Source organism: Pollutibacter soli (assembly GCA_029269725.1).
Classification (GTDB): domain Bacteria; phylum Bacteroidota; class Bacteroidia; order Chitinophagales; family Chitinophagaceae; genus Pollutibacter; species Pollutibacter soli.
Genome location: JARJHS010000004.1, coordinates 537816 through 553088, shown reverse-complemented (window position 1 = coordinate 553088; position 15273 = coordinate 537816). Strand labels below are relative to the sequence as shown.

At 41.8% G+C, this 15273-nt stretch carries 15 protein-coding genes and 1 tRNA gene; 6 read left to right on the top strand and 10 right to left on the bottom strand.

Annotation, left to right across the window (positions count from 1 at the left end):
* Nucleotides 1-134: 134 nt before the first annotated feature.
* From P2W82_RS13325 to P2W82_RS13295, 7 genes are all read right to left on the bottom strand, one after another.
* The gene (locus P2W82_RS13325; protein ID WP_336516389.1) at nucleotides 135-1115 is read right to left on the bottom strand and encodes a glycoside hydrolase family 43 protein; all 981 of its coding nucleotides are present in this window, start codon (nucleotides 1113-1115) and stop codon (nucleotides 135-137) included.
* Between the two features lie 349 nt (nucleotides 1116-1464).
* Entirely contained in the window at nucleotides 1465-2748 is a 1284-nt protein-coding gene (locus tag P2W82_RS13320) for an amidohydrolase family protein (RefSeq protein WP_336516388.1), read from the bottom strand.
* Nucleotides 2749-2801: 53 nt separating this feature from the next.
* On the bottom strand, nucleotides 2802-3389 hold the full coding sequence (locus P2W82_RS13315) for a hypothetical protein (RefSeq protein WP_336516387.1): 588 nt from the start codon (nucleotides 3387-3389) through the stop codon (nucleotides 2802-2804).
* Between the two features lie 237 nt (nucleotides 3390-3626).
* On the bottom strand, nucleotides 3627-4190 hold the full coding sequence (locus tag P2W82_RS13310) for a DUF4136 domain-containing protein (protein ID WP_336516386.1): 564 nt from the start codon (nucleotides 4188-4190) through the stop codon (nucleotides 3627-3629).
* Between the two features lie 93 nt (nucleotides 4191-4283).
* Nucleotides 4284-5039, bottom strand: coding sequence for a porin family protein (locus tag P2W82_RS13305; RefSeq protein ID WP_336516385.1), 756 nt, complete (start codon nucleotides 5037-5039; stop codon nucleotides 4284-4286).
* A 231-nt stretch (nucleotides 5040-5270) separates the two neighbouring features.
* Nucleotides 5271-5741, bottom strand: coding sequence for a YqhA family protein (locus P2W82_RS13300; protein WP_336516384.1), 471 nt, complete (start codon nucleotides 5739-5741; stop codon nucleotides 5271-5273).
* Between the two features lie 226 nt (nucleotides 5742-5967).
* Nucleotides 5968-7062, bottom strand: coding sequence for an AI-2E family transporter (locus tag P2W82_RS13295; RefSeq protein WP_336516383.1), 1095 nt, complete (start codon nucleotides 7060-7062; stop codon nucleotides 5968-5970).
* A 380-nt stretch (nucleotides 7063-7442) separates the two neighbouring features.
* On the opposite strand from P2W82_RS13295, the gene P2W82_RS13290 reads away from it, so the two are divergent.
* The 5 genes from P2W82_RS13290 to P2W82_RS13270 all read left to right on the top strand — a co-directional run bounded on the left by P2W82_RS13290 (nucleotide 7443) and on the right by P2W82_RS13270 (nucleotide 12020).
* Complete coding sequence (locus P2W82_RS13290; RefSeq protein ID WP_336516382.1) at nucleotides 7443-8309, top strand: FkbM family methyltransferase; 867 nt, start codon at nucleotides 7443-7445, stop codon at nucleotides 8307-8309.
* Between the two features lie 80 nt (nucleotides 8310-8389).
* Entirely contained in the window at nucleotides 8390-8824 is a 435-nt protein-coding gene (locus P2W82_RS13285; protein WP_336516381.1) for a hypothetical protein, read from the top strand.
* A gap of 174 nt (nucleotides 8825-8998) precedes the next feature.
* Nucleotides 8999-9754 (top strand): hypothetical protein, encoded by a 756-nt coding sequence (locus tag P2W82_RS13280; protein WP_336516380.1) that lies wholly within the window; start codon nucleotides 8999-9001, stop codon nucleotides 9752-9754.
* A 266-nt stretch (nucleotides 9755-10020) separates the two neighbouring features.
* Nucleotides 10021-10674: a hypothetical protein gene (locus P2W82_RS13275; RefSeq protein ID WP_336516379.1), complete on the top strand. Its 654-nt coding sequence runs from the start codon at nucleotides 10021-10023 to the stop codon at nucleotides 10672-10674.
* A 101-nt stretch (nucleotides 10675-10775) separates the two neighbouring features.
* Nucleotides 10776-12020 carry a cation:proton antiporter gene (locus P2W82_RS13270; protein WP_336516378.1) on the top strand — a complete coding sequence of 415 codons (1245 nt, stop codon included), beginning with the start codon at nucleotides 10776-10778 and terminating at the stop codon, nucleotides 12018-12020.
* An 83-nt stretch (nucleotides 12021-12103) separates the two neighbouring features.
* On the opposite strand, the gene P2W82_RS13265 is transcribed toward P2W82_RS13270, so the two are convergent.
* Nucleotides 12104-12673, bottom strand: coding sequence for a dihydrofolate reductase family protein (locus P2W82_RS13265; protein WP_336516377.1), 570 nt, complete (start codon nucleotides 12671-12673; stop codon nucleotides 12104-12106).
* A 677-nt stretch (nucleotides 12674-13350) separates the two neighbouring features.
* Between P2W82_RS13265 and P2W82_RS13260 the strand changes: the two genes are divergently transcribed.
* Nucleotides 13351-13902, top strand: coding sequence for a hypothetical protein (locus P2W82_RS13260; RefSeq protein WP_336516376.1), 552 nt, complete (start codon nucleotides 13351-13353; stop codon nucleotides 13900-13902).
* Between the two features lie 116 nt (nucleotides 13903-14018).
* On the opposite strand, the gene P2W82_RS13255 is transcribed toward P2W82_RS13260, so the two are convergent.
* Both P2W82_RS13255 and P2W82_RS13250 read right to left on the bottom strand, forming a co-directional pair.
* Nucleotides 14019-14750, bottom strand: coding sequence for an acyl-CoA desaturase (locus P2W82_RS13255; RefSeq protein WP_336516375.1), 732 nt, complete (start codon nucleotides 14748-14750; stop codon nucleotides 14019-14021).
* Nucleotides 14751-14927: 177 nt separating this feature from the next.
* Nucleotides 14928-15001: transfer RNA gene (locus P2W82_RS13250), tRNA-Pro, on the bottom strand.
* Nucleotides 15002-15273: the final 272 nt, after the last annotated feature.

Sequence of the window (15273 nt, the reverse complement as noted above, 5' to 3'; positions counted from 1 at the left end):
ACTTTACTTACGAGCACAATCACACGACGGATTTGATTTTTGAAAATTAAATATGAAGGGCGATCACATCTATTAACGTATTAAAACGGAATTAAAATGATGTGAGAAATAAGGTAGCACAGGTGAGCAGCTGCCTAATGTTCATCTGCGGTTACTCCCGCGAAAGTAATTTTCACCGGCAGGATTTTCCCTTCCGGATCAAAATACATTCTTTCAATGCAGGTTGCCCTGTGATTACCATCTGTTTCACCCAGTGGTCGGCGATGGTAGACAATGTACCATTTATCTGATTTGGGAGAATGAATAACGGAATGATGCCCCGCGCCGGTGGCAACTGTGGAATCCTGCTGCAATATCTTTCCGATTCTTTTAAAAGGTCCGAATGGAGAATCGCCAATCGCATATGCAACAGAATAGTCAGGTCCTGTCCATCCACCTTCGCTCCACATGAAATAATATTTTTTGTTGTGTACGAACATGAACGGGCCTTCGACATAACTCTCCGGTGTTATTTCTCTGAATATTTTCCCGTCTTCGAAAGGAATAAAACCTGTGAAATCATCTTTCAACCTGGCGATATTGCAATGTCTCCAACCACCGTAAATGAGATAATATTTTCCATCGACATCTTTGAATACGAATTGATCGATCGGTTGAGCGCCATTATGAAATTTATCAACCAGTGGTTTGCCAAGATAATCTTTGAACGGACCTTCGGGTTTGTCAGCCACTGCAACACCGATCCCCCCATATTCCTGGTCGCTTTGAATATCATTGGCTCCAAAGAATAAGAAATACTTTCCGTCTTTCAGAACAATCGCAGGTGCCCATAAGGCCTTTTTGGCCCATTTCACACTGGACGAGTCCAGTACACGTGAATGCCTTTTCCAACGTACAAGGTCAGGCGAAGAGAAAGCATCCAGGAAAACCTGCTCCTCATATTTTGCGGAATACGTGGGATATATCCAGAATTGTTTTCCAAAAACAACAGCTTCGGGGTCGGCATACCAACCGGGAAAAATCGGATTGCCTGAGGTTTTTCCGGTTGATTTTTTTTGCGCATATGCTTCCGACACTAAGAGTACCAAGGAAAGGATACAGAAAATCTTTTTCATATCACAACAAGTCTTGATTGAGCAAATTACTTATCACCTCTTAATAAAACAACAAATAAAATAAGTGTGGATTCTTCTGGCACACTCCTATAACAAATTCAATGTTGGTTGTTTCACTATTGGCACACTTAAGTCAAACCGCAAAGGGCCCAAAGAAACAGCACGCAAAGAAAATACAAAGATTAGTTGAATTAGGTTCAGGTTTTGAACCACATAATTTGCTGTCGTTATTTAAAAGTCATTCAAAAAATTTCGCAGATACGCGGATTGAAGAACCCTGTTGTTATATCTGCGCCGATCTGCGTGTATTAAATCAGCGGAAATCTGCGGGAAAACCCTGAGCCAGGAATTATTTTCTGTTTACTTTTTTACCGCCAATATAAACCGCATCTATCTGCTTTACATTTTTAATATCCGTAAGCGGATCGGCATTAAGAATTAAAAAATCTGCCCAGTGTCCCGCCGATAAAGTACCGAGGTTTTTCAAACCCAGTTTCTCAGCTGCATTTTTTGTAGCCGAAACGATGATCTGCATCGGTGTCAATCCCGCCTGTTGCATCATATCCATTTCCACATGTTCGAAATAACCGATAAAACGTGTGGGCACTCCGCTGTCCGTGCCAAATACAATGGCGATATTGTTATCCTGCATGGTTTTCAGATTAGCCATGGCGACAGGCAATTGTTTCTTATAGGTTTGCCCGGCAACATTTTTTTTCATCGCATCCTGTTTGGCAGGATCGAGTAAAGGTTTAATGATTGCACTATCGTATTCCATTCTAAAAAATGGATCAGAAAAAAATGATGGTGTGTCTTCATAAATAAAAGTGGAAATCTCCCTTGTCAGCGTCGGACAGTACCCTACTCCTCTTTCTTTTACTTCTTTTATCAGCAGAGAATCTACAGGTAGATCACGCACACTGTGAGCCAGCAGATCGGTTCCGGCTTCTGTAAGTTTTTTTGCATCTTCGAGATAATACATATGCGATGCCACCTTATAACCCAGTTCGTGTGACCTGGTAATGACATCCCTGTAAATTTCTTCCGGCATTTTTGTCCCTGTACCCAGTTGATCGTCGATTCTGATCTTTATGATATCTACTCCCATTTTTGCATTGCTATCAATCACCGCAAATGCTTCCTGCACAGTTTTGCCATTGATAATTGCACCAGCAACGAACAGCCTTGACCTGTCGGCTGGCAATGAATCTTTTATACTCCGAAAGGCTTCAGCTTCTTTCTTATCATTACCCAGACTTACTACCGTAGTTATTCCATAACGTGCATATATCGAAAGATTGTCAACAACATTTTCTGCAGAATAATGACCGCCTTCAATTCCTTTAACATCGCCAACATGACCGTGGCCGTTAATAATTCCAGGGATAATAGTTTTACCACTCAGATTTATTTGTTCAGCATTTTCAGGAATTTCAACATCATCTTTACTTCCAACAGCCAATACCATTCCGCCGCTTACGACCATCACAGCGTCTTTAACAGGTTCTCCCCCGCTCCCGTCAATAATTGTCGCACCTGTGAATACGATCACAGGATTTTTTGAGGGTTTTTCTTTGCTTTTACAACCGAACAAACAAATCAAACTAACGAGTGCAAAAATTCGTGAAGTCATATGCCAGGTATAAAATGAACTATAAAAATCCGCGTAAGTTAAAAAAGGAAATTTCAGGTTTTGAGATTCTCAACAAGTCTGATCAGTCCTTTTCCATATAGCCGGCCGACCCTGATCATTGTCGACATCGGCACTTCCTTATATTCAATGTCTGTTTTACGCACAACAATCATGTCCTCTGCGGACCCATGCGGTGCCTTGATAAATGCGATTGACACCCATTGATCATTTTCTTCGGTTACATATGCAGGTGCATATTCATTATCCCGCAATACCAGCACGGACCTCCATGTCGCTTTTTCACTATCCCTCTCAAATTTTTCCTTCATCAGCAGTTTCAACTGGTTAAGAGATGGGATCAAACGAAGCATCCAATCCTCAAATACATCTTTGAGTTTAGATATTACCGGAATGTACATCAATACGCCCAGAAAGAATATAAAGATCAAAAGGATAATACAGGCGAGTATGGTCAGGGTAACTTCTCCGAAGATGCGGTTGATATGTAATCTTTCAGCGAGCGGACCGATTACTTTCTGAAGAGTGATGACAACTTTAGCAAGTATGTAAAGGATCACTATCAATGGAACTGCAAGTGTAAAACCATTCACGAGCGTCTGATTTAAAGAGAATTTTCTCATATTGACTTGTTTTGAAAATCAGGAAAATTGTAGACGTCAGTAACGTTTACACAGGCGGAAAGGAGTTTCAATGAGAGTGTTTTACAGATAAGAATTCCCAAAAATAAAAACCATACCCACGTCAAAATGAGAAAGAGGCCTGCAGTCCGGATTCAGCTCCGGAAGTGTTTCCGGTGATGATTATCCGAATGCCCTGCTGCCTCTTTCTGCAAAAGTTGCCGGACGGTTATAAGTAAATTACTTTTTAGCTCCTGGAGGGAATTGATCCAGAATTTTTTTGACCGCTCCTGAAATAAATTCATCCGGATTTTTCGGAGCTGAATCAATTTCAGCATTTCCTGTACCCTGCCATACCACTTTCTGTGTTTTGGCGTCTACGATATCGATGATCAACGAACCATCTTTATAATCGTAAGTATTGTAGGTTGTTGTTCCGGAAGCCATGCCGCCACCCCAATAACCATATGGACGGTACATTCCACCATAACCATAGTAATTTGTATTTGCAGTAACAGATTGCTTGTCCTTAACAAACGTCATTGCGTTGATCATGATATCCGGATCGGTTGCGGTTTCTGTAAACCCTTTTGCGATCATATTCGCTTTGATGGCATTTGTAATACGTTCAGCATTCAGTGGACTGACGCTCCCTTTTGTTTTAACATCATACAAAGAAAAAGTCTTATAACCTGTAAATGTAGCCGCCCTGTCATAATCACTGGAAACTTTGACGGTGGGCGCACAGGACGCAATGAAAAAGATCATCATAAAAATGCCTGACACCCTGGTAATTGATCTCATACGTAACAGTTTTTGAATGTTTAAAAAATTGATTCTGGTTTTAGCGTCTGTATCAGAGCGGTTTTTAATAAATGGAATTGGAGATCTAAAGATTTACTGATTTTTTTCGGCTGCGGCTTTTGCCTTTGCTTCCTGCTTTTTCTTCATTTTACCACGACCAATGGGAATGTTACAATATATACCCCATTGCTGATTGGTTTGGTTGCCTTCATCAATTTTAGAAACATCACTGAATCCACCGTTATACCGCAGACCAATGGCGAGCAGTTTGGTTTTGCCGAACATATATCCCATACCTGCCATCCACCCAAAATCCCAGCGGTTCATCACATCCTTGTTTTCTACTTTCAGGTCTAATTCGCCTTCCTCAATATCTTTTATGAAGATATCCTCAGCGCCTGTACGTAATGATATCTGCGGACCGATTTCAAAAAAGAATCCGCCGGTGGTCAGCCACCTAACGCTCAGGGGTAGACTCAGATATTGATTCTTCCGCGTCACGGATCCGCCGGTAAACTGTGAATCTATAGCAGGATCATTCAAACTGTACACCGGTAGCTCCTTTGCGCCTCTGGTGTATTTGGCAAGCATTTCAATGTTTGCGTGGAGATGATCATTGAACCGGTAAGTGAAGAAAAGTCCGGCGTTTAAACTGGGAAGCGGCTTCCTGCCTTCAGAATTTGAGAAGTAATTCAAAGAACCATTCACGTGGATGCCGAATAACAACTCGTTAGAGTTCAGCTTATCTCCAAAAATCAAACTTAATATCACCTGGGCTTTCAATCCGGTACTGGATAAACACAAAATGATAATGAACGCAAGGAATTTTGACAAAGGTTTCTTCAACATTAGCCTGTATTTTAAGGTACTTCTTTTATGTACCTTATTTATTCCTGTTGCCTCTCATGAACCATTTTTCATTTCTGGTACAGGAAACTAAATCAAGGGGATGGATTTGCCACTACAGAGCCGGTATCAAAGGGCGGATAACTTTCGGGAACGGTTAAACCCGGCTCAAACTTAATTCAAATTTTGTATCATAAAAAAATGTGATCCGGGAATAATAAATAACCCGTTTTATCAATGTTTTTGAGACCTGACGAGAAAAAGTGATGCGGTCAGTATGAAGATGATTGCAGGATAAATCAGCAATGTCCAGTTGGGTTCTGCTTCATGCGCAACTACCTTCGCGACGCTTAGTACAACCAGCGTGATCAGGATGGTTTCCCAAAGCAGGATTTTAAGTTCACTGAAATTATCAATCTTCAACCAATTCGGCAATTCATCATTTTCCTGGTGATAGTGGGTAAATATCTTCAGGATTCCAAGACCGAATACGAGGAAAACCAATGACACAAGGAACATGTCCAATCCGTGCAAAAGCTCCAGTCCGGGACGACCTTCTGTATGCCCGTTCATCTGTTTGATAAAACCGATGTATCCCTTCACGCTGTGAGTTACCCCAAGAATCATAAAAACGATGGAATTGATCAGGGTGAAGAACACACCTATGACATACACGTATCTGATCTTCAACAGATTTCTCAACATATAAAAAAATTTACAGGCGGTTTATCAGTTGGTAGAATTTAGGTCGGAAAATTATCCAAAATAAATTAAACATTACAAGCTTACTGTTAACTGTAGAACTTTTACAACCAGCGCACCGGACGGATTATAACATTCGCCGCAATTGAGGTCGATAGAATTGATTGAATTATCAGTTTCAGACCTTGTGATCTCTTCAATATTCGCCTGTTATAGTACAAAATATGAGTCAGGAGATTGCGGGATCGGGCGGTAAGTCATCCTTTTGTTTATCGTGCCATGACCAGAAGATAGTATAAAATACCGCTAGTATTATGGCTCCTTTAAACATGCCTGTAAATCCCCAGGCTACAAGACCCCCGATTACCCCAAGAAACAGGATCAGTACGGGCAGTTTACCGCTTTTTGCTATAAGAATCGGCTTCAGAATATTATCAATTGCAGTCAATACAACCAATCCATACACCGTAATAAAAATGGCCCAACCCGTTTGCCCGTGAGTAGCCAGCCATATGGCAACAGGTACCCACACCAGGAGCGGGCCTACTTGTATCACTACAAGGAAAAATGTAATGGCAGCGAGACCAATCGCAAACGGAATGCCGGCGATTGCAAAGCCGATCCAGGCAAAGAAAGCGGCGATAAATGCACTGCCCATAACGCCCACGGCTACACCTTTTACCGCCCGTCCGGTAGCATTGATCAGTTCCGGACCTTCATTGATCCCTGCCAGACTTTTCATCGTCCTGTACAAAGGTGGAAGAAGGCTGTTCTTACCGGCGAGCAGCATCGCAGAAACGATAATCCCAATAACAAACTCAAGTGTTGCACCAAAAATTCCGGCCCCACCTGACACCAGGCTCACAACAGCGGCGCTGATCTGTGGCTCATATGTCGTCAGTGTATTGGATGGATTGGCGCGCATTGCCTGCCAGAATGTACTGAGCTTTTCACCGACTATGGGTAGTGTCGAAATCCAATCCGGTAATGGTGGAACCCCTTTTTCTTTCACTTCTGCAATCCAGGTGGCAACACCACTGGCATGCGTACTCAATGCTGTGATAATATAGACAAATGGAAGAGCGATGATCAGGAGTAAAATCAGTCCGTAAATAATGGCAGCCAGTTTCCGCCTGTTCTTAAAAAAAACAACCAGCCGTTCGAATGGCGCAGCAAAAGACACCGAAAAAATAATCGCATAAGTAAATACACCAAAAAATACACTTAACACCAGGTACAGATCCCACAAGAGAATCAATAAAAACAACAAGGCTAAAACGGTTTCGATTATACCGCGGGTTGACCTCTGTACAATAGTGCTCATACCAAAATTTTAGTTTTTTAAAAATCGGAACCCGTATACATTTTTCAAATGGAAACGGAAACTAGTTTCTATCTGATAGTTACCAGGGACGTATTCAATTTCGGTTGCCCGCTTCAGTTATCAAAAAGAAATACAGAAACTACCAGGAAATCTGCGTTCCAAACGACTGGAATTTCACCCTAAAGTAGCGTTTAATCTTTGTACACATTTTGATCGTTGTCCGGAACGGAACTACCCGGCAACTAAACGATTTATCTCACAGTTAAATGGACGCTCAATTTTTACACCAACAAAAAACAGTAGCCTCGCTTCAAGCGGTTTATTGACAGCAAGTATAAGCCGATGAAACAAAGCCTTTCATTTTTAATTAATTTTGATGTATGCAGAAAAATGCAGAACGTGCACAAATAATCTATGACGTCGGTGCACATGAGGGCGATGATACCGGTTGGTATCTGAAAATGGGCTATCGTGTGATAGCTGTGGAAGCAAACCCCGATTTGGTTAACAAACTGCAATTGAAATTCAGGAAGGCCGTAAGCGATGGAAACTTGCAGATTGTACCGAAGGCAGTAACAGGAACAGGTGTGAGTGAGGTTGAATTTCACGTAACAGAAGAATCCGGTGAGGGATCCGTATATAATAAAAGACTCCTGGAAGCAGGCTGGAAATTCAAAACCATTCGGGTGCCTGCAACTAGTCTTGCTGCATTGTTTTCGGAATATGGCATGGGATTATATTGCAAGATCGATATTGAAGGTGCTGATATCCCTGTGCTGCAAACATTGAAGCAAAATGATCTGCTCCCATTTTATTTTTCTGTCGAATTATCAGGGTTGTCACTGAGTGAACTGAATGGCGATGCGAGTTCCCTTTTTACTGCTTTGGATATCTTTAATCAACTCGGATACAAAAAATTTAAGCTTATTGATCAATACACTTTGGCCACTGTTTCCGGAACTCCATTTTATAGCAAACAACACAACATCATTCTACGTGCTGTAAAAAAGTTTTGTAAAATCGTTGGTGTCTATCCAAAGAACATGTTACCCAGGAACTGGTACAACAAAGTGTATAAACACGATTTTACTGAAAGTTCTTCCGGTCCATTTGGTGAAATGCTTTTGGGTAAGTGGCAAACGGCGGAACAAATGCGCCAGATCATAAAAGAGAGATTTGCCGAATTCGACCGGCACGACAAAATCAGGCACCATATATTCTGGGTTGATTTACATGCTTCGATGTAATGCCCAAAGTGTTGATTTACATCAAGTCGAATTTTTGCGCGGTGCAATATTTGCAGACGTAGCGCTGGAGAAGGTTCTCAATGGAAGACCAATCGGCACCGGCATTAGAAATATTGACCCGACTATACGAGGTTCAGCAGGATACAGCGATCCGGTATAGTCGTCTGCTGACTCAATACCAGGATCTTGAAGGCGATATCCGCGCAGTATTCAGCCGGATTGTTGAAGAGTCTTCCGCATGCACACTTGAGCTGAAAACGTTTCTCGAACACACAAATCCCGGAGTAGTGTTCCCTCATCCCGGAAACGCACAAAAGATCGGTACGGTACAGAGTACTGCTAAAAAAGAAATGTTGTTTGCCAGTCTTGCTGATATCGAATCATTACAAAACGCTTATTCCATCGCTCTTTCCTGGAAGGGAACCGAACGTATTGCCGGAAAGTTTCCAGTCAATCATCTTGAAAAAATAAAATTGTTGTACGATCATATAAGGCTTTTGTACGAAGCGCAGTAGCTCCCTGGTTCTGTTGCAATGCGTAGGTTTGATCTCCAGGTATCCCCTGCCAGATACTCCTTCAATTCCTCCTGCTAAGTCATTCCACCAACCATTGCCATTTTGATGCAGAATGCTCAAAAGCGGGTTGCCGATAACATGGATCTGGTGAGATTTGCGCCACAAAAAACAACAATGGAACGGAATTTTACCAAACAACTGCGTCAAAATCTTAAACTCACATTTTTCGCCGGAGCGGGTGCCGGGATCACAGTGTTTGCCTGGATAAGAACAATCCTTTATGAAATACCCTTCTCATTGAAAGAAGATGGAGTGATCCTTCTTCGTGTAATCCTCACCGGTTGGATATTGATGACTTTGCTGAGGCTTTCTATATATGGGCTGTGTTATTTCGCAGACCGCCTGGAAACAATATCCTTCCAAAAACTTTTTTCTGGCGCATCGCTTACACCTGCACTTTCAATACTGCTGATCAGTATTTTTTTCATGGCTTGTAAACTCAAAACGACTGGCATTACAAAAGAGCTGGATACAGGCCTTGTGACGAAATACAGCGGCCTGAAGCCCGAGAGGACACGCATTGTGATGAATAATGAAACCCTGACTCATAACGACATCCCCATTGGTGAAAGTTTCAAAATAATCAATGAAGGCGTAAGTGGTTTTGATTCAAAAGACGGGAAAGTTTTTGTAACCTGTTCGTTGGAAATAAAAGACATGAAAGGAAATGTCCTGCTTTCTGCGCCTGATCTTTTCGAAGGAAAAAATGTATTCAGCAAGGATAGTGTGTCGGTGTTGAGTGCTACAGTCAATACGGGCAAACCAATGGAATGGGAAGAGAAATATGAAGTGAAGGCGGTGTTTAAGGATAATTATGGAAGTGGAACTATTGAGAATAAGATTACGATCAGGGCGATTGATATACCGTGACAGGCAGCGGTCAGCGGGCAGCAGATATTCTACAGTGAGCGTGGTAGAAAGCAGGAAAAGGCAACAGAAATTACACAGTTGCACTTATGTTTTTCTAACAATTTTCAGACTGTCTGCCCGGACGCGCATGCGGCAGGCAGGTTTTCGGTTTTCAGTTTTCTCCCTGTATCCTGTATTCTCTTTGTCGGAAACGGCCAACTGCAGAACAATTAAATTTGCGATTGAATCTCTACATGTCTTGCTGCCTTCTTTGTAAAAAATAGCATATGTTTCGAATCAAACCAATCAACATTTCAATACTTCTATTGTTGTTCATCAACGCAAAAGCACAAACGAAAATGGATTTAATACCGGGCGAATATTACCTGACAGGCGTAAGAGAAATGGCATCCGGATTCTGGTTGAAACCCGATAGCAGTTTTGAATTCTTCTTCAGCTATGGTGCGCTCGATCGTGCAGGCAAAGGTCACTGGCGCGTGGACGATGAGGGCAACGTGGTATTGAATAGTGGCACACGTCATCCTGCAGATTTTAAGCTGATCAGTTCCGTAAAGAAAACTTCACCGGGTGTGAGATTCAAAGTAGCAGGTACAAACCCAATGGTATTACAGCACGTCGTGTTTCGCATGCATACGCCTGCAGGCGATATTGATAAAACCACTAACAGTCACGGCGAAGTTATTTTCCCTGCGGGCAAATACAAGGAGATACAGGTGTTATTTGAACTTTGCCCGGACAGGTTTAGTGTGATCAGTTTGCCTGACGGAGATTTTAATGAATACACAGTTCAGATCGAAGAATGGATCACAGAGGTGTATTGCCAAAACCTCAGGCTGAAACCTGAAGATGGAAAACTCACGGGTGGACATCCATTAATGGCGGGTACAGAATACAGTTACAGAAAACAGGGTCAACAATAACAGCGCGTTTTTTTCAGATTGGATGATTGAGTTCATCTAAGTGCTTTTGCTATCTTAGCGAATAGTCTTTGCGGAATTTGTTGCAAGGACTTTTTCGCCGGATGCAGACACAAACGATCTATACGGCATTTATTATCCTCACCATTTTTATGGCGATGTTCAGTTACCTGAACACAAGATTTTTCCGGCTGCCTTCATCGATGGGCATTCTTTTGATTTCATTGATATTTTCTCTCTTGCTTTTATTGCTTGGAAACTGGTTTCCCAACATGAGTTTAGAGATGAAAGGATTGATCAACAAAGTCAATTTTTCGGACCTGCTGATGCACATCATGCTCGGATTTTTATTGTTTGCCGGAGGATTGCATGTGGAGATGGATAGTTTCAGAAAAGACATCGGTTCTATAATTACCTTCTCTACTATCAGTGTTATCATCAGTACAGTTGTCGTAGGATCATTGCTCTATTTACTTTACCGGGTAGGTTTATTACACGTGCCGCCCATCTACTGTTTTATTTTTGGTGCATTGATTTCACCCACTGATCCGATCGCAGTGGGAAGTATTTTATCCAAGTCTGGTTTGCCAAAAGGATTGCAAACAAAAGTTGCAGGCGAATCGCTATTGAATGACAGTGCCGGAATTGTGTTGTTCATTGGTCTTGTGGAACTGGCTGAAAGCGGGACGACCGGTTTGAATTATCTGCAGATCATCTGGCTCTTTATACGCGAAGCAGGTGGAGGACTGGCATGGGGCTTTATTACAGGTTATGGATGTTTTTACCTGATCAGAACCATCGATGATTATAAAACTGAAATATTCATCACTATTGCCTTAGTAATGGGCGGATATCTGGTTGCTGAACAACTGAATATCTCCGGTGCGCTATCCATGGCAGTAGCAGGAATTATCGTCGGCAATCATGGACGTCAAAGAGCGTTGAATAAGATTACCGAAGATTATCTGCTGAAATTCTGGGAGCTGATCGATGAAATACTGAATGCTATGCTCTTCCTGCTCATTGGTCTTGAAATGCTGGTAATACCTGTGCATTCCCACCTGATCATAGTAGCGCCATTATGCTTTATTGCAGTTATAGTTGCCCGGTGGGTATCCATATTCGTTCCTGGTTATTTTATTAATCGAAAACGCCCATTGGAAAATCATGCAATTAAAATTTTAACGTGGTGCGGCCTGCGTGGCGGCATTTCCATTGGTCTTGCATTGAGTCTATCAGACAACCATGATGCCGGTCACCTGATATCAGTGACCTATGCAGTTGTAATTCTTTCGATCATTATTCAGGGCTCAACAATTGAATATCTGTTGAAAAGAACAACTAAATAGGGATGGATGGTGAAGTGAGAACTGGTGGTTTTGTTCGTTGTTCGTTCTTCGTTGTTCGTTCTTCGTTGTCTTAATAACTTTTATTATCTGCGCCGGTAAGTCAGGTCCACCATACCATCCGAAAAAGATCGGACATCGGTTAGTTTTAATTCCTGCCTGGTATGAAGATCTTTAAACAATGACTTACCTCCGCCTAACAAAAATGGCGCAATTTTCAGTACCAATACATCAACCAGTTTCGCATCCAGCGCAGTTGACGCTAACATCGCACCACCCACGAGATAAATATCCTTGCCATCCTGGCTTTTGAATTTTGAAATTTCTCTGGTCGGATCGCCTGAATTGATGATCGTATTTGACCATCCTGGTTCTTTGAGTGTTTTTGAAAAAACGATATGCGGTAAGCTATCTGCTATACGTGCATACTTACGATCATTTTCAGCTGCAGCAAGATCAGCAAGCGCATGTTTCCAGAAATCACGATAACCCGGATACATATTTCTTCCGAGGAGAAGCAGGTCAACATTCTTCATCATATCAAACACAACAGCCCAGCCTTCGTTGCTGCTGATATCCATCCAATCCATATCTCCGGATGGAGATTCAACATATCCGTCCAAAGAAACCTGCATCGAAAGAATTAATTTTCTCATACTTCAAAGCTATGCATACGGATCGCGAATGAAGCGGTGGGTTGCGACAATCCGGGAGAGAATCACGACAATTCTCAACGAATTATTTCCTGTAAGGAAATCGGAAGATCCCATTCCTCATAATGTTTATCAGTTGACTTCACCGTCTCTAACATTGCCTGGAATTTTCCTCACGGCATCAACTTCGGCATTATAATCAATTAGGGTTTGGGCATTATATTCAGTTGAGTAAACCTTTTCTGAATATTGAAAGAGTTGATGCTCCTGTCTGATTGGAAAAACGACTTGTAAATGTGCTGACCGAACCTGCTGCGCATGAAAAACATGACATTGAGTGGTTGTATCGAAGAAAACCTTGTTGCATTCGTTTGAAGTGATTGGAAATGGCCAGTGTGTTGCGAGTCCGTATACATAGAAGACACATGCGATTATCCAGGCACTGAAAAAAAATGGCATGGGCTATGATGTGCATGCGAGTTACTGTTTTGTTGAGATGACAGGAATTGAATAGTCGATTCGCAGAATTTGCCTGGTAACAGTCAAACATCATTTGTATTTCTTCGCCTATTGATTTTGTCGATTCGACGATTTTACAATTGACATTCACATAGCGGATAGGAGATTTGTTGAGCAGTGACAGATACTGCAACATTTTTTTAACAGAAAAATCTTCCACAATGAAAAAACTATTTATCATCTCCGCTGCCGCTATTATTTCTGCTGGCGCAGCCCATGCTCAATCATCAGTTTCAAATGCAGATAAACATTCCCAGGAAAACCCGGCATCCAAAAAAGAAAAAAAGGAAGAACACAAAAAACATGATGTCAGCTCCGTTTCTATGATGCATTTCAAAGAGGATTTTGAAAACGCTCAACATGTCAGCTGGCAGAAAGAAGGCGCTTTTGATGTTGCATCATTCACGAAAAACGGCAAACCACTTTCCGCCTACTATGATACGCAAAACAAACTGGTAGGAACGACTTCCCAGGCATCATTCTCAGATATACCCGCCAGGGCTCAGCAAATCATCAATAGCAAATACGCAGATTATACAAAAAAAGAAGTGATTTTATTTGATGATGAAGAAGACAACGAAACCGATATGGCTTTGTATGGTCAATCCTTTGAAGACAAGGACAATTATTTTATCGAGCTTACCAAAGGAAGTAAAACATTGATTCTCCAATCTGACATGGAGGGAAATATTTCCTTTTTTAAAGAATGGTAACACCATTGGTTTTGGTAAATCTTAGTGCTTTACATCTAAAAAGCCCTTCAGCATACTGAAAGGCTTTTTGAGATTTGAAAATGAATTCAGATATAAAGGCAATATTTTTTGAAAAATCAGGCTTTTGCAAACCTGATCACTCTGAACTTTTGCAGAACTAAGATTATCGGGTAACATAGATCAAATTCACCTTTCCCCATCGCAAAGTTGCTACGCGAAGGATGCACGTGGTGATTGTTATGATATCCTTCACCAAACATCAGCCAGTCGAACCTGAAAAGGTTTTTTGAAGTATCTGAGGTCTCAAAATTCACGTGGCCATACCTGTGTGCATACCAATTGATGATAACGCCATGCAATGGGCCCATCACGATATGAAAAGGTAATAAAAGGAAAAGCCACCAATAAGGCGCAAAGGCAATATATATCCAGACATAAACACCAATCCAAAGCACTCGTGAAAACCAGCCATTCGCAAAAACGTCGAAGGACCTCCATTCAGGAACATTCTTTGTAAATTTCGGATCAACTGCAATCCGCTTTCCCATGATCCCGGCATAGATGTTTTTCGTGCGCCACATCATCGCCATGAGATTTTTATCATATTTAGGCGAGTGCGGATCCAGTTCCGTATCTGCATATGCGTGATGCATGCGATGCATAACTCCATATGCCCATGGACTTAAATAGGACGATCCCTGTGTGATCCAAGCGAATACAAAGAAAAATTTCTCCCAGCCTTTGTTCATATCAAATGATTTGTGGGCCGCGTACCTGTGCTGGAAAAACGTCTGGGAAAAAAGCGATAAATACCAATGCGCAACAAAGAAACAAAGGATAAAAACCATGAGATACAAGCTTGATGTTGTTACTAAACACTATTCCGCATAAATAGTTGAATCAATGCCGAACAACATCCTTTTTCTTGAAAAGATTAACAATACGAATTACAGGTGGTGTTTATCAGGTAGGTTGACGGTCGATAAATAAAAACGCCCACCTTGCTAAGCTTTGGCGGGCGTTTGTCGGGAAGACAGGATTCGAACCTGCGACCCCCTGGTCCCAAACCAGGTGCGCTACCGGCCTGCGCTACTTCCCGATCGCAAATAATTGAAAATCAGATTAGTGACACAAACCCAGATTTCATTCGCGGCTGCGAAGGTAGGGAAAAATCTGATTTGAAATATCATCAATGCGAAAATTCCAGTGCTTAAAATTCAAACTCCCGCCATGCGCTCGCCTCTTATCAGAACAATACAGTAACGCTTTTATGAGGCAGTCGCCGGTACAGGTGCCGCCATAGTAAAACTTATCGTCGCTTTCACGGGATAATATGGCCACGGTAAAAATACAGGCAGCAAAAATGGCTAT

Coding starts and splice junctions, on each gene's coding strand:
- P2W82_RS13285 (WP_336516381.1), top strand. CDS start 8,390: ATGGAAGACCAATCGGCACCGGCATTAGAAATATTGACCCGACTATAC.
- P2W82_RS13270 (WP_336516378.1), top strand. CDS start 10,776: ATGCAGACACAAACGATCTATACGGCATTTATTATCCTCACCATTTTT.
- P2W82_RS13300 (WP_336516384.1), bottom strand. CDS start 5,741: ATGTTGAGAAATCTGTTGAAGATCAGATACGTGTATGTCATAGGTGTG.
- P2W82_RS13325 (WP_336516389.1), bottom strand. CDS start 1,115: ATGAAAAAGATTTTCTGTATCCTTTCCTTGGTACTCTTAGTGTCGGAA.
- P2W82_RS13290 (WP_336516382.1), top strand. CDS start 7,443: ATGCAGAAAAATGCAGAACGTGCACAAATAATCTATGACGTCGGTGCA.
- P2W82_RS13275 (WP_336516379.1), top strand. CDS start 10,021: ATGTTTCGAATCAAACCAATCAACATTTCAATACTTCTATTGTTGTTC.
- P2W82_RS13295 (WP_336516383.1), bottom strand. CDS start 7,062: ATGAGCACTATTGTACAGAGGTCAACCCGCGGTATAATCGAAACCGTT.
- P2W82_RS13315 (WP_336516387.1), bottom strand. CDS start 3,389: ATGAGAAAATTCTCTTTAAATCAGACGCTCGTGAATGGTTTTACACTT.
- P2W82_RS13265 (WP_336516377.1), bottom strand. CDS start 12,673: ATGAGAAAATTAATTCTTTCGATGCAGGTTTCTTTGGACGGATATGTT.
- P2W82_RS13260 (WP_336516376.1), top strand. CDS start 13,351: ATGAAAAAACTATTTATCATCTCCGCTGCCGCTATTATTTCTGCTGGC.
- P2W82_RS13305 (WP_336516385.1), bottom strand. CDS start 5,039: ATGTTGAAGAAACCTTTGTCAAAATTCCTTGCGTTCATTATCATTTTG.
- P2W82_RS13310 (WP_336516386.1), bottom strand. CDS start 4,190: ATGAGATCAATTACCAGGGTGTCAGGCATTTTTATGATGATCTTTTTC.
- P2W82_RS13320 (WP_336516388.1), bottom strand. CDS start 2,748: ATGACTTCACGAATTTTTGCACTCGTTAGTTTGATTTGTTTGTTCGGT.
- P2W82_RS13255 (WP_336516375.1), bottom strand. CDS start 14,750: ATGGTTTTTATCCTTTGTTTCTTTGTTGCGCATTGGTATTTATCGCTT.
- P2W82_RS13280 (WP_336516380.1), top strand. CDS start 8,999: ATGGAACGGAATTTTACCAAACAACTGCGTCAAAATCTTAAACTCACA.